General features: G+C 65.7%; 11 protein-coding genes. 2 read left to right on the top strand and 9 right to left on the bottom strand.

Annotation, left to right across the window (positions count from 1 at the left end):
• Window positions 1-259 precede the first annotated feature (259 nt).
• Window positions 260-1255, top strand: a complete 996-nt coding sequence (locus DWA33_RS06790; protein ID WP_114357342.1) for a helix-turn-helix transcriptional regulator — start codon at window positions 260-262, stop codon at window positions 1253-1255.
• On the opposite strand, the gene DWA33_RS06785 is transcribed toward DWA33_RS06790, so the two are convergent.
• The 6 genes from DWA33_RS06785 to DWA33_RS06760 form a co-directional block, all read right to left on the bottom strand.
• The gene (locus DWA33_RS06785) at window positions 1252-1467 is read right to left on the bottom strand and encodes a hypothetical protein (RefSeq protein WP_244601209.1); all 216 of its coding nucleotides are present in this window, start codon (window positions 1465-1467) and stop codon (window positions 1252-1254) included. The genes DWA33_RS06790 and DWA33_RS06785 overlap by 4 nt on opposite strands.
• Window positions 1468-1714: 247 nt before the next feature.
• Window positions 1715-4837 carry an efflux RND transporter permease subunit gene (locus tag DWA33_RS06780; RefSeq protein ID WP_114357340.1) on the bottom strand — a complete coding sequence of 1041 codons (3123 nt, stop codon included), beginning with the start codon at window positions 4835-4837 and terminating at the stop codon, window positions 1715-1717.
• Window positions 4838-4998: 161 nt separating this feature from the next.
• Window positions 4999-6237 (bottom strand): efflux RND transporter periplasmic adaptor subunit, encoded by a 1239-nt coding sequence (locus tag DWA33_RS06775; RefSeq protein ID WP_114357339.1) that lies wholly within the window; start codon window positions 6235-6237, stop codon window positions 4999-5001.
• A 223-nt stretch (window positions 6238-6460) separates the two neighbouring features.
• The gene (locus DWA33_RS06770) at window positions 6461-7858 is read right to left on the bottom strand and encodes a CoA transferase (RefSeq protein ID WP_114357338.1); all 1398 of its coding nucleotides are present in this window, start codon (window positions 7856-7858) and stop codon (window positions 6461-6463) included.
• A gap of 149 nt (window positions 7859-8007) precedes the next feature.
• On the bottom strand, window positions 8008-8673 hold the full coding sequence (locus tag DWA33_RS06765) for a class I SAM-dependent methyltransferase (protein WP_114357337.1): 666 nt from the start codon (window positions 8671-8673) through the stop codon (window positions 8008-8010).
• 179 nt (window positions 8674-8852) lie between these two features.
• A complete protein-coding gene (locus DWA33_RS06760) occupies window positions 8853-9950 on the bottom strand; it encodes a helix-turn-helix transcriptional regulator (RefSeq protein ID WP_114357336.1) in 1098 nt (365 codons plus the stop codon).
• A gap of 722 nt (window positions 9951-10672) precedes the next feature.
• Here DWA33_RS06760 and DWA33_RS06755 point away from each other — a divergent pair.
• The gene (locus tag DWA33_RS06755; protein WP_114357335.1) at window positions 10673-11971 is read left to right on the top strand and encodes an Lpg1974 family pore-forming outer membrane protein; all 1299 of its coding nucleotides are present in this window, start codon (window positions 10673-10675) and stop codon (window positions 11969-11971) included.
• Between the two features lie 221 nt (window positions 11972-12192).
• On the opposite strand, the gene DWA33_RS06750 is transcribed toward DWA33_RS06755, so the two are convergent.
• From DWA33_RS06750 to DWA33_RS06740, 3 genes are all read right to left on the bottom strand, one after another.
• The gene (locus DWA33_RS06750; RefSeq protein ID WP_114357334.1) at window positions 12193-15732 is read right to left on the bottom strand and encodes an error-prone DNA polymerase; all 3540 of its coding nucleotides are present in this window, start codon (window positions 15730-15732) and stop codon (window positions 12193-12195) included.
• Window positions 15733-15916: 184 nt separating this feature from the next.
• Window positions 15917-17515: a Y-family DNA polymerase gene (locus DWA33_RS06745; protein WP_114357333.1), complete on the bottom strand. Its 1599-nt coding sequence runs from the start codon at window positions 17513-17515 to the stop codon at window positions 15917-15919.
• Window positions 17403-18188, bottom strand: a complete 786-nt coding sequence (locus DWA33_RS06740) for an ImuA family protein (RefSeq protein ID WP_114357332.1) — start codon at window positions 18186-18188, stop codon at window positions 17403-17405. Before DWA33_RS06740 ends, DWA33_RS06745 begins: the two co-directional genes overlap by 113 nt.
• Window positions 18189-18352 lie beyond the last annotated feature (164 nt).

Here is an 18352-nt window from a genome sequence, read left to right as displayed (position 1 = left end):
ACTCATTCCCCACTGCTGAGTTCGACTAGCGGGATGAGTTACGACAATGTGTCGTCGGGCGGCCATGGGCGGGAGTGTTGCGCGGACGTGATTCTTCTTTGCCTGAGCTTGAAATCTTTCCAGTTCGCCGCCGAACGCCGACGTCTGGAAGATCGGCCCGCCAGCTAATCTAGAGACGTTATAGGTCGCAGGCAGGACAATCCCGATCCGGGCTGGTGTATGCTGCCGCTTTGCAATCCCTGAAGCTCAAGGGTGATCGATGCTTTCGGACCGGCAACGGAAGGTCGTCAGCGCCGACGATCTCAAGCGTCTGGCCGGTGCCACCGACAGCGCATTTCGACTGGTGACGCCGGGATTGGCAGGTAGTTCGCCGATCCTGGTCGGAGAATTTCGTCGAATTCACCTGCGGCAGGGATTGACGCTGCACACAACCGATACGCGCGAGATACACGATCTGCACACCGAGGCGGCCCAGCCGCCCGGGCTCACCGTGGCGCTGTTCCTGCAGGGCTGCGTCCGGGTCTGCCTGGGCGGCCAACCGATGGAGCTGGGCAGCACGGAAGGCGCACACGAGATCGAAGCGATCGCGATCGCCCGTTCGAGATTCGACAGCTTCGCCCGTCAGTCGGTCAGGGGCGCCCACATCCGCAAGGTCAACGTCACCCTCAGCCCGGAATGGCTCGACCAGGAGGCGTTGGCGGATTCGCCGGCATGCGCCGAGGCGCTGCGCTTTCTCCGCGGCCATCTCGCCACCCGGCGCTGGAAGGCGACGCCGCGTCTAATCGCGATCGCCGAGCAGATCCTCAATCCGCCGCCGCTCGCCGGCCCGCTCGAGCGGCTGTATCTCGAATCCCGCTCGATCGAGATGGTCGCAGATGCCCTGCAGGCGATCACAGACGCGTCGGCCTGCTTCGAGGGCGCGGTGCTGCATCCGGCGCATCGCCGCTGCGTACAGCGCGCCTGCTCGTTCATCGATGCGCATCTCGACCAGGAACTGACGCTGCAGACCATCTCGGCGGCGGCGGGCCTCAATCCCGGCAGCCTGCAGCGCGGCTTCCGGGTGTTGCACGGCACGACGATTTTCGACTACGTGCGTGGTCGCAAGCTCGACTACGCCCGCGAGATGCTCGAGCGCGACACGCTGTCGATCGGCGAAGTTGCCCACATGGTCGGCTATCGCACTCTGGGAAACTTCTCGACCGCGTTCCGCCGGCGTTTCGGCATCAGCCCGCGCCAGATCCGCGCCCGCTATTAGGCCCCCGCAGGACCGTGTTCAGAGGCAAGCTCGGGCGCGCGCGGCGGGAATGCCGGGCTGCGCGTCGCAGTGGTGACCGCGGTGGTGTCGCCGAGCGCCCGCCCGGTGGCCAGACTGATGAAATGCTGCTGCGAGCACGCCAGACAGAACACCGGCTCATAGGTCGGCCGATCCTCGCCGACCACTTCGTCGGCGATCCAGGTCTGAGTCATCAGACCGTTCTGCGGACATCGGTAAACCAGGAGCCTAGCCATGGTTGAAGGTTGCCACGACCTCGCCCGCTCTCCTTGACTCAGGTCAAGCTGCCGATGCGCTGTATCGACGCGCCGCCCGTCACCACATTGTCACACGGCAGCAGCGGAGAGCGCGGCCATTTTCAACACGTTCTCGCCGCAGCCGTGGCGACGGACCTCGCTCGACTACGAGGTGGTTACTAGGTGTCAGCGTCCCGTTGGGCGCTTAGTTGGCGCGGTGCCGGGAGAAGTACGAGATCAGTACCGGCAGCGTGACGAGAATCACCCCCGGTGCCAGCAGCATCCCGGTGACCACCACGACGGCCAGCGGCTTTTGCACCTGCGAACCGATTCCGCTGGACATCGCAGCAGGGAGCAAGCCGACACCGGCGATCACGCAGGTCATCAGCACCGGCCGGAGCTGCAGCTCGCCAGTTCGGATCACGGCGCGCAGCCGGTCGAGCCCCTGATCGATCAGCTGATTGTACTGCGACAGGATAATGATGCCGTCCATCACCGCGATACCAAACAGCGCGATGAAGCCGATCGCCGCGGAAACGCTGAACGGGATGCCGCTGATCAGCAGGCCCATCACGCCGCCGAAGATCGCCATCGGAATCACGCTCATGGCCAGCAGGGTGTCGATCAGCGAGCCGAAATTGAAGAACAGCAGCACCCCGATCAGCGCCAGGCTGATCGGCACGACGATCGACAACCGCTTGATCGCATCCTGCAGATTGCCGAATTCGCCGACCCATTCGGCCCGCGACCCCGGCGGCAACCGCACCTCCGCGGCGACCTTCTCCTGCGCCTCCTGGATGGCGCTGCCGAGATCGCGCCCGCGCACCGAGAACTTGATCGGCAGATAGCGCTCCTGATCCTCGCGATAGATGTAAGCCGCGCCTGACACCAGTTGGATGTCGGCGACCTCGCTGAGCGGGATCTGGGTGATACCGTTCGGCCCCTGCACTCCGATCCGCAGATTGTGGATCGCCTCGGCGCTCTTGCGATATTCCGGCGCCAGCCGGACCACGATCGGGAAATGCCGGTCGCTGCCGGGCTCGTACAGATCGCCGGCGCTCTCGCCGCCGATCGCCACCCGGATGGTGGCGTTGATGTCGCCAGGCGTCAGCCCGTAGCGCGCCGCGCGCGCCCGGTCGACGTCGATCTGGATGGTCGGCTGCCCCAGCGAGGTGAACACCGCAAGATCCTGCACGCCCTGCACGGTCGACAGCACCGCCTTGATCTTGTTGGCGGTCGCGGTCAGCGCCTGCAGATCGTTACCGTAGAGCTTGATCGAGTTCTCTCCCTTCACGCCGGACACCGCTTCGGAGACGTTGTCCTGCAGGTACTGCGAGAAGTTGAACTCGACGCCGGGAAACTTCGCCTGGAGCTGCTTGAGCATCCGCGCGGTGAGTTCGTCCTTGTCGTGGCTGCCGGGCCATTTCGAGACAGGCTTGAGCGGCGCGAAGAACTCGGCGTTGAAGAAGCCGGCGGCATCGGTGCCGTCGTCGGGGCGACCGTGCTGCGACACCACCGAGTCGACTTCGGGGAAGCCGGCGATCAGCTTGCGCATGTCGTTGACGTAGCCGTTGCCCTCGGTCAGCGAGATAGTCGGCGGCAGCGTGGCTCGGATCCAGAGGTTGCCCTCCTCCAGCTTGGGCAGGAATTCGAGCCCGAGGAAGCGGGTGGCAATCACCGTGGTCAGCACCAGGCCGACGGCGCCCGCCATCACCACCGGGCGGTGTTTCACCGCCCAGCCGAGCCACGGCCGATACACCTTGTGCAGCATCCGCATCAGCCAAGTCTCGGTCTCCTTGACGTGGTGCGGCAGGATGATGGCGCTCAGCGCCGGCGTCACCGTGAAGGTCGCCAGCAGGCCGCCGGCCAGCGCGTATGCATAGGTCCGCGCCATCGGACCAAAGATGTTGCCTTCGACCCCGGACAGCGTGAACAACGGCAGGAATGCCGCGATGATGATTGCCGCGGCGAAGAAGATCGAGCGCGACACGTCGGCGGCCGCCGAACGGATCGCATGCGTCTTCATTTCCATGATGGTGTCGGCGGAGATCTGGCTGCGCTCCTCGGGCGACAGCACCGTGGTGTGCGACAGCCGCCTGAAGATCGCCTCGACCATGATCACGGTGGCGTCGACGATCAGGCCGAAGTCGATTGCACCGACCGACAGCAGGTTGGCGGATTCGCCGCGCAGCACCATGATGATCACGGCGAAGAACAACGCAAACGGAATTGTCGCGCCGACGATCAGGGCGCTGCGCAGATCGCCGAGGAACACCCATTGCAGCAGCACGATCAGCAGGATGCCGACCACCATGTTGTGCAGCACGGTGTGGGTGGTGGTATCGATCAGATCCTTGCGGTCGTAGATCCGCTCGATCCGTACGCCGGGCGGCAGCACGCCGGAGGCGTTGATCTTGGTGACCGCCTGCTCGACCCGCGCCAGCGTCGGCGAACTCTGTTCGCCGCGCCGCATCAGCACGATGCCCTGGACGATGTCGTCGTCGTTATTGAGCCCGGCGATGCCGAGCCGCGGCTTCTCGCCGACGCTGACCTTGGCGACGTCCCTGACCAGAACCGGATTGCCGGCGTTGGACGCGACCATCGTGTTGGCGAGATCGTCGATCGACCGGATCAGGCCGACGCCGCGCACCACCGCGGACTGCGCGCCGATGTCGACGGTGTTGCCGCCGACATTGATGTTGGAGTTGGAGACCGCCTGCAGCAGTTGCGGCAGCGTCAGGCCGTAGGCGATCAGCTTGTTGAAATCGACCTGGACCTCGTAGGTCTTGGTCTTGCCGCCCCAGCCGGTGACGTCGATTACGCCGGGGATCGCGCGGAAGCGGCGCTGCAGCACCCAGTCCTGCAACGTCTTCAGGTCGAGCACGCTGTAACCGGGCGGGCCGACCAGCCGATAGCGGAAGATCTCGCCGATCGGGCTGAGCGGCGAGATGCCGGGCTGGGCGTTGCCCGGCAGCGGCGGCAGTTGCGACAGCCTGTTGAGCACCTGCTGCAGCGCCTGCTCGTAGGTGTAGTCGAACGAGAACTGCAGTTTGACGTCGGACAGGCCGTACAGCGAGATCGTCCGGATCGTCTTCAGGTTCTTGATGCCGGCGACCTGGGTCTCGATCGGGATCGTGATGTAGCGCTCGATCTCCTCGGCCGAGAGCCCCGGGCTCTGGGTGACGATGTCGACCATCGGCGGGGTCGGATCGGGATAGGCTTCGATATTGAGATGTTCGAACGCCGCCACGCCGCCGGCGAGCACCAGCACGAACAGGGCGAGCATCAGGAAACGGCGGTTGACCGCGAATTCGACGAGGCGGCCCATGGACCGGACCTTTCAGGCGAGGCCGAGGCTGCGAAACGCGGGTCCGGCGGGTGTGTGGATCATCGTCGCGGGGAGGTTCGAACGAACGGTGCGACGACAGAAACAGGAGGCGGGACGCGCCGGCGGCGGCGCCGCACGGCGGATGTCGAACGAGCGGGTGTTTACCCGGTGGCAGCGCGATCGATGAACAGGCTGCCCTTGGTGACGACCTTTTCGCCCGGCCGCAGATTGCCGGTGACCTCCACCATATCGCCTGCCGACAGGCCCGGCTTCACGGTGCGCAGTTCGATCGAGCGGTCGTCGTGCGCGACCCACACCCGCACCTGATCGCCTTCGTAGATCAGCGCCTGCCGCGGCACGCCGACGGCGGGATGGTCGGACGGCGAATAGATCGTGACGTTGGCGAACATCTCCGGCTTAAGCAGTCCGCCGGGATTGTCGATGGTGGCGCGCACCGTCAGCCGGCGAGTGGCCGGGTCGATCGCGGCCGCGACGTAGTCGATCCTGCCGGTCAGGGTGCGGCCGGGCAGCGCCAGCACCTTGAAGCTGACGTCCTGGCCCTCGTCGACGGCGGCAGCTTCGCTCTCGCGCACGAAGGCGGTCAGCCACACCGTCGACAGGTCGCCGATCATGTAGACCGGATCGCTGGCGCCGGCGTTGACGTACTGCCCAGGACCGACCTTGCGCTGCACCACGGTGCCGGCGATCGGCGCTACGATGGTGGTCTCGGGATTGATCTGGCCCTTGTCCTGGAACGCCGCGATCGCGGCTTCGCTCAGGCCGAGAATCCGCAGCCGGTTGCGTGCCGCCTGCAGCGCGGTGGTGGCGGACTGGACGTCGTTCTGCGCGGCGATCAGCGTCGCCTGGGCCTGCTGATAATCCTTCAGCGGCACCGCTTTGGCTTCCATCAGGTCGCGTGCGCGCTTGTCCTGGAGCTGCGCCAATTCGAGCTGCGACTTGGCCTTGTTGAGCGAGGTCGACGCCGCGATGAACTCGTTCTGCGCCTGCACCGTGTCCGGCGCCTCGATGGTGAACAGCGGCTGGCCCTTGGTGACGTGGTCGCCCGGCCGCGCCAGTAGTCTGGTCACCCGTCCCGCATAGGGCGAGAACACCGGCGTGGCGCGGTCCTCGTCGATCGCGATCTTGCCTTCGGTGACGTGCTCGGCGCGGAAGCTGCGATCGCTCACCGGCTCGATCGTCAGGCTGGCCCATTCGGCCGGGGTCGGGGTGTAGCGATCGGCGCTGCGCCGCGACTGGCTGGAGATCTCGGTGTGGCCGCGGTCGGCCCGGGCGAACTGATAGAGTTCATAACCGGCCGTCGCGACGACAGCGACGACGCATGCGGCCGCGATCGGCCATGTGCGCCGAAGGCGCAAAGTTCGAAGGAATTGTTCGCGCATGCCCTGCCCTGAGCTCCGGCTTGATCGCCGCGTTGCCTCCCTGACGGCTGATAATGCCCGAATCGTGGCCAGCGCAAAGCGAAAAACCGCCCAAATGCGTTAGCAGCGAACGATGACATCAGCGCGTCAGCCGTCGGTTCGAGACGCGCGCTTCGGTTGCGAGCCTTAAGACTCGCATTCTGAACCGCACATTAACCGCCGCCGGGATAGCTACACGAAGAACTCAGCCGCGGACCGGCCAGACCGGCGCGTCGGTGCCGAGCGGCACCGCCGGACGGCTCCAGGCCGCCGGCGTCGCACTCAGCACCGCAGCGTGGCGCACCGCCCGCAGCGTCCCGAAACCGGACTCGACCCGATCGAGATATCGCGCCGCCGCCTCCGGGCCGATTTCGGGGGTAGAAAGACCGTGCGACAGCCGGCCCATCTCCCACAGCCATGTGCCGGTGCGGGCGAGCGAGACTTGAACATGCCAACTGCCGCCCTCACGCGCCTGGCGGGCCTTGGCGATCATCGCACCGAACGCCATCAGATAGCCGGTGGCGTGGTCGAGGATCTGCATCGGCAATTCCTTCGGCCCGGTGATGCCGGCTGCCTGCCCCTCGGCATCGTTGAAGCCGGTGGCGCATTGCACCAAGGAGTCGAAACCGCGCCGCTCCGCCCAGGGGCCGGAGCGTCCGTAGGCGGATAGAGAGACGTAAACGATACCCGGATTGATCGCCGCCGCCTCTTCGGGCGAGAAGCCGAGCGACGCCAGCGCATGCGGGCGATAGCCCTGGCTGAAGATATCGGCCTCGGCGAGCAGCGCGCGGAGGGCAGCGTGGCCGTCTTGCGTGGTGAGATCGGCGAAGCTCGACAGCTTGCCGCGGCCGGTGTCGATCACCAGCCACGGAATCGACGGCAGCTTCGGACTGGATACCAGCATCACGTCGGCGCCGTGCGCCGCCAGGGTGCGGCCGGCCACGGGGCCGGCGATCACCCGCGACAGGTCGAGCACGCGCAGGCCGGCGAGCGGCCGGCCGCCTTCCGGCCACGGCTTCGGCGCCGCCTGACCGATCTTGCTGATCTCCACCAGCGGCAGCGCGTCGATGGCGCGCGCCTGCGGCAGCGCCTGCCAGTCGTCACGCGAGCGCATCAGCGCCACCACGCCGCCGGCCGCATAGGCCGCGGTCTCGAACGCCTCGCCGTCCCACTGCAGCAGCGCCGCCTGCACCGCCTCCCGCGTCGCCTCGCACCTCAGCACCTGACACACAGCGTCGCGGTGATGCGGGAAGTTGGTGTGCAGCCGGACATGGCGACCGTCTTTGACCTGGTACACGCCGGCGAGCGGATCCCAGAACGAGGTCGGCGGCTCATCGTTGCGGCGCAGGTAGCGCTCGGAGCGGCACTCGATCGCGGCGGCGCGGATATCGACGCCGATGTCCTGCATCAGCCCGCTTCGCATCGACCAGATGTGCGCCGCCGCAAGCCCGCTCGCCGCGATCGCCACCTGCGCCGCGGCGTCGACGCGAAACGACGACGGCAATTGCGGCTCGTCGCCGGTCAGCGTGACGTGCTCCAGCGCAGCGGGGTCGGCGCCGACGGAGGTCCAGAGATCTGCAAGCAGGTCGCGGGGAGTTTGCATCGGACGATTGGCTCCGGTTATTGCCTGGGGCGCGGACGAGACATTCGCTCACCTCGACGTCAGCATCATACGCCGGTTCCCGCGGGGAGGCCGCTCGGCGCGAACAGCTAGCTGAGCAAGGTCCGCGAGGGACGGCGTTCTTAGGTCTGTCACGCGTAAGCGACCCAGCCGCGAAACGCGAAGCCGACGTAGAACAGGCTGACCCCGCTGAAGCCCGCCTCCCGCAGCAACTGCTCATCGTCCTCCGGAGAGAGGATCGGCAGACGCTCGGCGATGCCGGCGCGTGCGGCGTTGGCTTGCACAGGATCGATACCCGAGGTGATCGAGAACGCTGCGTAGCGGGACAGCCACAGGTCGAGTTCGCCGTTGGGGATGCTGTAATGAGCGGTGACGAAGGGGGCACCCGGCTTGAGGCGACGCCGCACGTGCTCGAGGGTGCGCAGCCGCTCCTGACGATCGATGAAATGCAGGGTCAGAATGCAGGTCGCACCATCGAACGGACCGTCTGGCGCGCTGTCGATGTAGCCCTCGTGAAAGTGGATGCGGCCGGCATGGTCGCCGACGGTGATCCGGGCAAGGTCGAGCATTGCGGCGGCGGGATCGACGCCGACGAACGACCATTCGGGCTGCGCGTCGGCGAACACTTTGAGTTCGAGGCCACCGCCGGCGCCGAGAACAAGCACCTGAGCGTTGGACGGAGCGCGCTCCGCGAGGAGGAGCATCGCCATGCGCTGCATGTCGGCAAAGCCGGGCACCATGCGGGGCGGATTTTCAGCGTAGCGGGCGACAGCCTGAGGATCGGAGAATCCATTCATGAGGATCTTGTAGCGCAGGACGCCGATGTCTTGAATGCCGGTCAGGTTCGCGCTGCCACAACGACCTTCTCAATGAAAATCCCGTGACGGCGGCAGGATACGGACGTCGCGGGGGTGGCGATGGCGTCGGGCGGGGGCGTCGGGGGTGTCGCGGCGGTCGCCGAGAGAGCCAGCGAACGTCAGCCGGTCCTGTTGCCGGGGGCCGCGGTGCTCTTGAGCAGGGCCACGAGCTGGCTCTGCTGCCGGGTTCCGGTTTTGGCAAATATCCGCTCGAGATAAGATCGGGCGGTCTTGACCGTGACGTGGTTCTCGAGCGCGGCTTCCTTTAGTGATTTTCCCGATGCAAGCGCCATGCTCACTTTGGTCTCGGCGGGTGTGAGATCGAAAAGACCCATGAGGATCGTTGGGGACGGCACCATGCTGCTGGCGGTCACGGGACTGGCAACGATCAAGATGTCCCCCCCTGAGAAGACATCGTGCGCGGACCTGCGAAGCGGCAGAGCATGGACGACCATTGGCTCAATGTTGTTTCGGCTCATCAACGGAACGGAACGGACCGACGGTTCAGCGCCGGCCTGTTGAGCGTTGATGACCTCTTGCAGCAGTTTGTTTGTCTCGGTGTCGCCGATGCACATCCTGCCATGAGCGAGCGGAACGAATACGTCCGGCATGTTCTCCAGCAGGAGGTTCGTCGACAATACGCGTCCTGAGTTGGTGAGGACTGCCGCCGGTAAACCGAAGGCGGCCATTGCGGCTGCGGTGGCATGTGCTTGTTGCAGGCGTAGTCTCGCGGACATCAGGCTGGAGCGTGCGAGATGGCCGTAGAACTCGTTCAGGCCGTCCAGCTCCCGTTTGGAGAAAGCGTCGTCGTCTATCTTGCGATGGAGCGCAAATACGACAATTTCGCCTGTCGGCATCGGGATGATGGTTCCCGCATAGTCGTGAAAGCCCAGTTTCTTCAATTTTAGAAGCCGCTCGTCCTCTTCCACTATTTCAGGCGGAAAGTACTCCGAGCCGAGGGCAAATCCAGACAAAGGGTTTGTGTAGAAATGCTGAATCCGGCGACTTTCCCGCCAGGCGGAGGTGGTGCAGAAGTTATGGATCGTATCGAATAAAAGCTGTGTCGCCTTGAATCCAATAGGCATCGTTCCGTCGAAGACCAGCATGGCGCCGGATGCTGAATGCGAGACTGCACCAAGCGCTTGGATAACGTCAGGCCACAGTTCCGGGATAAAGGCTGCTTCGTAGATCTTGTCGATCAGGTCTTGATGGTCCATCCCCACCCTGCTCCGTTCTGCCACCTACATCTGTTGTTCCGCCGCACCGTTGCGGACGCCTTTGCTTTGGACGGCTGAAACACCCCGACGCGATGGCAAGTGTCGTTGCCGGATGATAGAGGTATGTTTGTCTCAGCGTCATGAATCTTGTTACGTAACCTATGGCTCGCTCATGCGGCTGGGATCCGTCTACCCTGAGAGGGATGTGGAGGAACTCGCCGGCCTCACGCTGCACACGCGCATCACGCCGGTGGAGACGCGCGCCGGCTGACCGTCAGCAATGATAAACAGGGCGGAGCCAACCGATCCGGATAGATCAGCCGCCTGCTGCAATATGGACGGGCATCGATCGGCAATAGAGGCAGCTTCGTAGATCGAATCCGTCAGGTCGGCGTGCATATAGTTTGTCTTCAAACTGTGCAATTTGCCGTTTCCTGCGCCATCTCCGGACCTCGAGCGCAGGCGGTACGTCAAATCATGGATCGAAAAGTAACATCAGATCGGCGCGTTCATATGTCGAGCCATACGTCACGCGCACCAAGATGACAGCCCTTGCCGATCTGCGGCGCGTGCGCACGCAGGGCGGCTTCATTTGCAGAACAGCAACACCTCGATACGAACTGCGCGCGCACCCGGCAAATGCCGGGTGTGCCGATCTGAGCCGCGGCTCATTCTGAAGATGCGGGCGACTCTGACCCAGAAGCATCTCGGAAGGTGACCAAATGAAGAAGACTGTCATCAGCGTGGCGCTTGGCGCAATCACGTTGGCAGCCAACGGGGCGCTGGCAGGCGAGGCGGACGATGTCCGCGCGCGCCTCGCGGCTCTGGAAAATGAGAATGCCGCAATCCGCAAGGAGAATGCCGCGCTTCGCGAGAACAAGCGGCTACACGGACAAAATGCCAGGTTGAAGTCCTGGCAAGCTGGCTCAGCCGCATCCGTTGCAGCGCCGGTGCAAGGCCAATCCATCAAGCCCGGTGTATTCGACGCGCTGGCCGCTGATTTGCCCGTGGCGTACAAGGCACCGCCCATCGAGGCTGCGGGGCAATTTCGGATCTGGGCTGAGGGCGGCGCGATCTGGAGCGGCGGGGATCCGGTCTCCAGGAACTTCAATCTAATCGATTTTACCGGGCTAGGAGCAATCAGCGGAATAGGATCGATTCCCCGCATCTTCGACTTGACGCCGAAGGTCGGCTGGGAGGCGGCTATCGGGTTCAACTACCGGTTCGCCGGTTCGCCCTGGCACATCAGCGGGCAATTCCGCTACGGCAAGGGTGGCAAGACCGATGGAACGGCATCGTCGGCGGGAACGCTCGATCCTGCGGTGCTCGCGGCTTTAGGGGGCGGTGTTCCCGTGGAATTGGTGGTGAGCGGTTCGCAAACCTTCGCGACCGCGTACAAGGAAAACCATTGGTTGGCCGATCTTGCCGTTGGTCGCGATGTGATCGGCCAGGGCCGCGATGTCATGCAGCTGAAGGGGGGCCTGCGCATTGCCGAGTTCGTCACCAGGAGCGACACCTCAAGCAGCACGAACATCTTCTACAATTCCCCAGTGCCGTTCAATATCGGCGGCGGGCTCGTCAATTCCATCTCCATATCGTTGAATGATGTGACAAGCACGCGGACAAGCTTCCTTGGCGCCGGACCGATGATCGGCGTCCAGGGCTCGGTGCCCCTCACCGGAAACTGGTCGTTTGACTATCTCGGCGATGCCGCCATTCTTCTTGGCACGCAACGGTCCACAAGCACCGTGACGGCGACGGCAGCCATTTCGCCGGCGTTCGTCCTTGCAGGAGCCGGTGGCAGTATCACCACGACCACCGCGGAGCGTTTTTCATCGGTTTTCAGCGGTGATATTCAAGCCGGCATCTCCTATTGGGTACATCCGAACGTGAAGATCGGCGCGAGCTACCGTCTCGATGCGCTGATCAACATCCAGAACCAGAGCGATCCGGCCGTCGCAAACATCACGCCCAATCGATACACCCACGGACCGCGCCTGATCGTGACCGGGCAGTTCTGATTTGCAGATCCAGCAGCATGGCAATTCCTGCCAGACATCTGTGCAGAACTATCCTCGCCGCCGCCAGCGTCTGATCTGCGAGTCTGAGCCGAGCAGATACGCGATCACCAACCCGGGCGCACCTGCGATCCAACAGCCATGGGGTTTAGTTCGGTTTTCTGAAGGCTGTCTTATCCCGGACTTCGTCTGACCGTACGGTCGTAAGCGGCACTGCGCCCTTCTCAATGAAAATCCCGCGACGGCGGCAGGATGCGGACGTCGCGGGGGTGGCGATGGCGTTGGGCGGGGGCGTCGGGGGTGTCGCGGCGGTCGCCGTTGAGGGCTTCATAGCCGCGCTTCTCGGAGGTCAGTTGCTCGTAGAAGTCGGCGCCGTCCGGTAGCGCCGGGCGGGCGAGGCCTTCGGCCAGCCGCGCCATCTCGTGGCTGCGATCGATCAACCGCTCGGCGACCAGATGTACCACGCCTTCCGGGCTCGCCTGGATCGCGCCTTCGACCAGGATCAGCCGGGCGCCCATCACCTCCTTGCGGAAGCGCTCCATCACCGACGGCCACACCACGATGTTGGCGATGCCGGTCTCGTCCTCGATGGTCATGAAGATCACGCCGCTGGCCGAGCCCGGCCGCTGCCGCACCAGCACCACGCCGGCGCAGCGCACGCGCCGGCCGTTGCGGCGCGACTCCGAGACGTCGCGGCAGGTCACTACCCGCTCGGCCACAAACAGCGCGCGCAAAAATTCCAGCGGATGCCCCTTCAGCGACAGCCGCACGGTCTGATAATCGGCCACCACATGCTCGGCCACCGGCATCACGGGGAGCGGCGCGGCGTGCTCGTCCTGCTGCTCGCGCGCGCTCGCCGCCTCGAACAGCGGCAGCGGTACGTCGTCGGGCAGGCGTCGCACCGCCCACAGCGCGGCGCGGCGATCGAGCCCGAGCGATCGGAACGCGTCGGCATCAGCCAGCAGGATCAGCGCGCGCTTCGGCAGCGCCGTGATCCGCGCGAACTGTTCGAGCGAGCCGAACCGCCCTCTCGCCCGCGCCGTCACGATGCGCGCCGCCCAGTCGTCGCTCGGCGCCTCGCCGGCCTCAATCCGCACCCGCTCCTCGTCCGGATCGACCCAGCGGAAGCCGTCGATCATCCGGAAGCCGAGCCGCACCGCGTGATGCCGGCCGACGCGCTCCTCCAGCGTGCACTGGCCGTCGCTGAACGACACGTCCACCGGCCGCACCTCGACGGCGTTGGCGCGCGCATCGCCGACGATCTGCGCCGGCGCATAGAACCCCATCGGCTGCGAGTTCAGAAGCGCACAGCAGAACGCGTCGGGATGCTCGCACTTCATCCACGCCGAGACATAGACCAGCTTGGCGAAGCTCGCGGCATGGCTTTCGGGAAAGCCGTAGGAGCCGAAGCCCTTGATCTGCTCGAAGCAATTCTTGGCGAAGGCGGCGTCGTAGCCGCGCGCCATCAGATTGCCGACCATCTTGGCTTCGAACTTGCCGATGGTGCCGACGTTGCGGAACGTCGCCATCGCGCGGCGGAGCTGATTGGCCTCGTCGGGCGTGAAATGCGCCGCCTCGATCGCGATCCGCATCGCCTGCTCCTGGAACAGCGGCACGCCGAGCGTCTTGCCGAGGATCTGCCGCAGTTCATCCTTGTCGGCCTCGCCGGACGGCGATGGATACACCACCGGCTCCTGGCCGTTTCGCCGCCTTAAGTAAGGATGCACCATGTCGCCCTGGATCGGCCCCGGCCGCACGATCGCGACCTCGATGACGAGATCGTAGAAACATCTCGGTTTGAGGCGCGGCAGCATGTTCATCTGCGCCCGGCTCTCGACCTGGAACACGCCGATCGACTCGCCGCGCTGGAGCATCTTGTAGACGGCGTTGTCGTCCTCCGACTTGACGTCGGAGAGCCGGAAGCGCACGCCTTTGTGCTGCGCGATCAGATCAAACCCCTTGCGGATGCAGGTCAGCATGCCGAGCGCCAGCACGTCGACCTTCATCATCTTGACCGCGTCGATGTCGTCCTTGTCCCATTCGATGAAGGTGCGATCTTCCATCGCGGCGTTGCCGATCGGCACGTAGCTGTCGAGCCGGTCCTGCGTCAGCACGTAGCCCCCGACATGCTGCGACAGATGCCGCGGAAAGCCGATCAGCTCGGTGGCGAGTTCGACCGCGCGGCCGATCATCGGGTTGTGCGGATCGAGCCCGGCCTGGCGCACCTGCATCTCGCTCAGGCCCTTGCCCCAACTTCCCCACACCGTGTCGGCGAGCGCCGCGGTGACGTCTTCGGACAGCCCCAGCGCCTTGCCGACGTCGCGGATCGCCGAGCGCGGCCGATAATGGATCACGGTGGCGACGATCGCGGCGCGATGCCGGCCGTAGCGGCGATAGATATATTGCATCACCTCTTCGCGGCGCGAATGCTCGAAATCGACGTCGATGTCCGGCGGCTCGTCGCGCTCCTCGGAGACGAAGCGCTCGAACAACAGGTCGATCTCGGTCGGATCGACGCAGGTGATGCCGAGCACGTAGCAGACGGCCGAATTGGCCGCCGAGCCGCGGCCCTGGCACAGGATATTCTGCGAGCGCGCATAGCGGACGATGTCGTGCACGGTGAGAAAATAATGCGCGTAGCCGCGCCGTTCGATGATCGCCAGTTCCTTGGCGATGGTGGCCTTCAGCTTGTCGCTGATGCCGTGCGGGAAATATTGCTGGATGCCCTGCTCGGTGAGGTCCTTCAGATGCGCTTGCGCGGTCTTGCCGGGCGGCACCGGCTCGTCGGGATAGTGATATTTCAGTTCGTCCAGCGTGAAGCCGATGCGACCCGCGAACCTGAGCGTCTCGGCGATCGCGTCCGGATCGGCGCGGAACAGCCGCGCCATCTCGGCGGCGGGCTTGAGATGCCGCTCGGCATTGCCCTCCAGTTTGCGGCCGGCCTTGTCGATCGTGGTCTTGGCGCGGACGCAGGTCAGCACGTCCTGCAGCGCGCGCCGCGCCGGGTGGTGATACAGTACGTCGTTGGTGGCGATGCACGGCACCTTCGCTGCCGCCGCGATGCGGCGCAGCCGATCGAGCCGCCGCTTGTCGTCGCCGCGATAATACGGCGCGAGGCCGAGCCAGACGGCACCGGCGTTGAGGGCGGTGAGGCGTTCGAGTGCGGTGGCAATCGCTTTGGTCTGGAAGCGATAGGCCGGCATGACGACCAGCAATATCTTCGAATGACGACCCGTAACCGTTCCACCGTCATGCCCGGGCTTGACCCGGGCATCCACGGACACCAGCACGGCCTTGCTCGGAGCCGTGGATGGTCGGGTCAAGCCCGGCCATGACGGGGAGTGGAGTTGGTGGATAGTAGCCGAAGCCCTATCGCTAGGTGTGGCAGGCTCGTGGGCGAACTCCTCTAAATCCGCGAACGTCAGATGGCACTCGCCCTTCCCGGCGCGCAGCTTGCCGGCGCTGAGCAGGCGGCAGAGGCGGCCGTAGGCGGCGCGATCGGTCGGATAGGCCAGCACGTCCGGCGTGCCGTCGATGAAGCACAGCCGCGCGCCGATCAGCAGCTTGGGCTTGTAAGCCAAGTCCTCGTTGTCGAGTTCGCTGTAGGCGCGGACCACGCCGGCCAGCGTGTTGCGATCGGCGATGCCGATCGCGTCGAGCCCGAGCCGGCTCGCTTCATGGACATAGTCCTGCGGATGCGATCCGCCTTCGAGAAACGAGAAATTGGTGGTGACGCCGATTTCGGCGTAACGCGGCGCGCTCATGGGCGTCTCGGTTCTAAAACTCAATCGTTGAATTCGTCATTGCGAGGAGGCGAAGCCGACGAAGCAATCCAGCGCAGTGCACGGAGCTGGATTGCTTCGCTACGCTCGCAATGACGGTGAGAGGCGGTGCGCACCGCTCCTCGCAATGACGGGGTGAGGCTGGGCTAAACACCTCGTCCATCCCTCAAGCAAACAGCCCATGCATGTACCAGCGCGGCTGGCCGCTGCCGTCGGGCTGGGGCGTGACTTCAACGTTGTAGAGGCCATCGCGATACAGCCAGAACCGCGCGCCTTCCTCGTCCTCGATCCGGAAATAGTCGCGGGTCAGGCCGGGCTCGGCGGCGCGCCACCACTCTGTCGCGATCCGCTCCGGGCCTTCGGCGCGGGCGACGCGATGGATGACGCGGCGCCAGGTGAACTGCGCCGGCGGGCCGTCCGGCACGCCGGCCAGCACCTCGATCGGTTCGGGCTGTTGCAGCAGCCGCAGCGGCCGCAGCGGCGGCTCGTCGGCGCGCGCCGGCCACGGCACATCGCCCGGCTCCGGCGGACAATGCTGCACCGGCACGGCCAGCGCGGCGCGCTCCGGGATGTGCGTATCCTGCGGCAGATAACGCACCACCCGCCGCGCGCCGAGCCGTGCCGCCAGCGTATCGGCCAGCAGGGCGACGTCCTCGGCCTGATGCGCGGTGGTGTCGAAACCGCGCTGCGCCTCGGTCACCGCCACACTGACGCTGGCGGCGAGCCGGATCAGATCGAAACCGAAACCGGGATCGAGCGGATCGTTCAGCGCATCGAGCTTTTCGGCGAACAGCCGCTGCACCACCTCGACCCGCGTCACCGGCTGTCCGGTCTCGACGCTGATGCTGCGCACCGCGCCATCACTGCGGAACAGGCTGGCGGTGAGCTGCCGCGCACCCTTGCCACTCCGCTCCATCGCGGCGATCAGCAGCCGCGCCAGCGCCAGCAGCGTCGGCAGAATGACCTCGGTGGTCGCGACCGGTTCGGGAAAATTCTTGTCGACCACGTAGTCCGGCGCCGGCCGCCGCGGCGAGATCGGCGCGTCGTCCTCGCCGGTCGCCTGGCGCAGCACCGCGACGAACCCTTCGCCGAACCGTGCCGCGAGTTCGGACGGCTGCCGCGCCAGCACCTCGCCGACGGTCTTGAGCCCGGCGCGGCGCAGACCGCGCACGATCGCCTCATCGACCCCGAGCGCCGCCACCGGCAGCGGCGCCACCGCGCGCGGCTCGTCGCCCGGCGCGACGATCAGGCCGGAGCCGCCGCGGGTCAGCGCCCGCGCCGCCACCGCGGTGCCGGCGATCGCGGCGCTGACCGCAAAGCCCTGCCGCGTCAGCGCCGCGGTCAGCGTGTTGAGGAGCTTCGCCTCGTCGCCGAACAGATGCGCGCAACCGGTGATATCGAGCAGCAGCCCGTCGGCGCCGTCGAGCGCCACCAGCGGCGTGAAGCGATCGCACCAGTCGGCGATTGCATTCAGCAGCACCGCATCGGCGTGCGGATCATGATCGATCACATCGAGCGCCGGATGCATCGCCCGCACGGTGGCGAGCGGCATCCCGGGCAGCACCCCGCCCCGGCTGGCGCGCGCGTCGCACGCCACCACCACCAGCGCGTTGTCGCGCTTGGCGGCGACCACGCGGGGCGTGCGCGCAGCGTCAGCCGGCGAGGCGCTGCTCGGAGACAGCGACTGACGTTCGACCCGGTCGGTCGACAGCCTCGGCAGCCACAGGCCGAGAATGCGTCTGCGGTTCACGGAAGCGGCACGCATCACAATTCCATTCCATGATCCAGCGACCGGTCTGGCCGCGACGATTGCGAACAAGCGAGGTATCGAGCACCGGGGCGCCCCAGCCTTCGATCGGCGGCGAATGCGCCGCGCGCACCACCCAGCGCGTCTCGGCGGTGGAGGCCTGCGGGGCGGCGGCGATCCGCAGCATCAAGGCGGAGACGCCGGACTGCTGCGCCGCCAGCGTCAGTTTGCGCGAGGCGACGGCATCGAACGCGCGGGTCTCGCCCCACAGCTCGGTGATCACCGCGCCGAGGCCGCTGCAGGCCAGCGCATCGGCAGAGGCGCGCAGCGCACTGTCGGCATCGTGCGCGCGTACCATCACCAACCGGCGCGGGTCGAAGCCGAGTTCGGCGAGGCCTGCCATCGCCAGCTCGCCGTTCTCGCGCGCGGAAAAATCCTGGCGGATCCAGAGCAGATAGCGCGCCTCCGCGAGCAGTTGCGCCACGCCGGCGATGAAGCCGGTTGCCGCGGAGGCGTGACGGCCGTCGCAGAACACTTCGTGCAGCGCGCCCTGCATCAGGCCGCCGTGCAGCACCGCATCCACGCCGTCATGGCCGAGCGGCACGCGGCGCAGCGTCTCCGCCGTCCCGCTTTCCAGCCGGTCGATCTCGCCCTGCAGGCGCGCAAGCATACCGAGGCGGGCGCCGTCCATGCGCCGCTCCTTTGTCCGTTGCCGTTTTTTCGGATTCGATGAACCCGTTGCCGGCTCATTTGTTCATGATATGTTCTAATAAATCCCTGCTCCCGGGCGGAGTCAATCGGGATCGCACCGAGGTCTGGCGGCAATTTTTTTCGCGAGATGAATCAAGGAGATTC

The organism is Rhodopseudomonas pentothenatexigens, assembly GCF_900218015.1.
GTDB classification, from domain to species: domain Bacteria; phylum Pseudomonadota; class Alphaproteobacteria; order Rhizobiales; family Xanthobacteraceae; genus Rhodopseudomonas; species Rhodopseudomonas pentothenatexigens.
The sequence above is the reverse complement of the archived record's forward strand: the minus strand, read 5'-3'. Positions and strand labels throughout refer to the sequence as shown.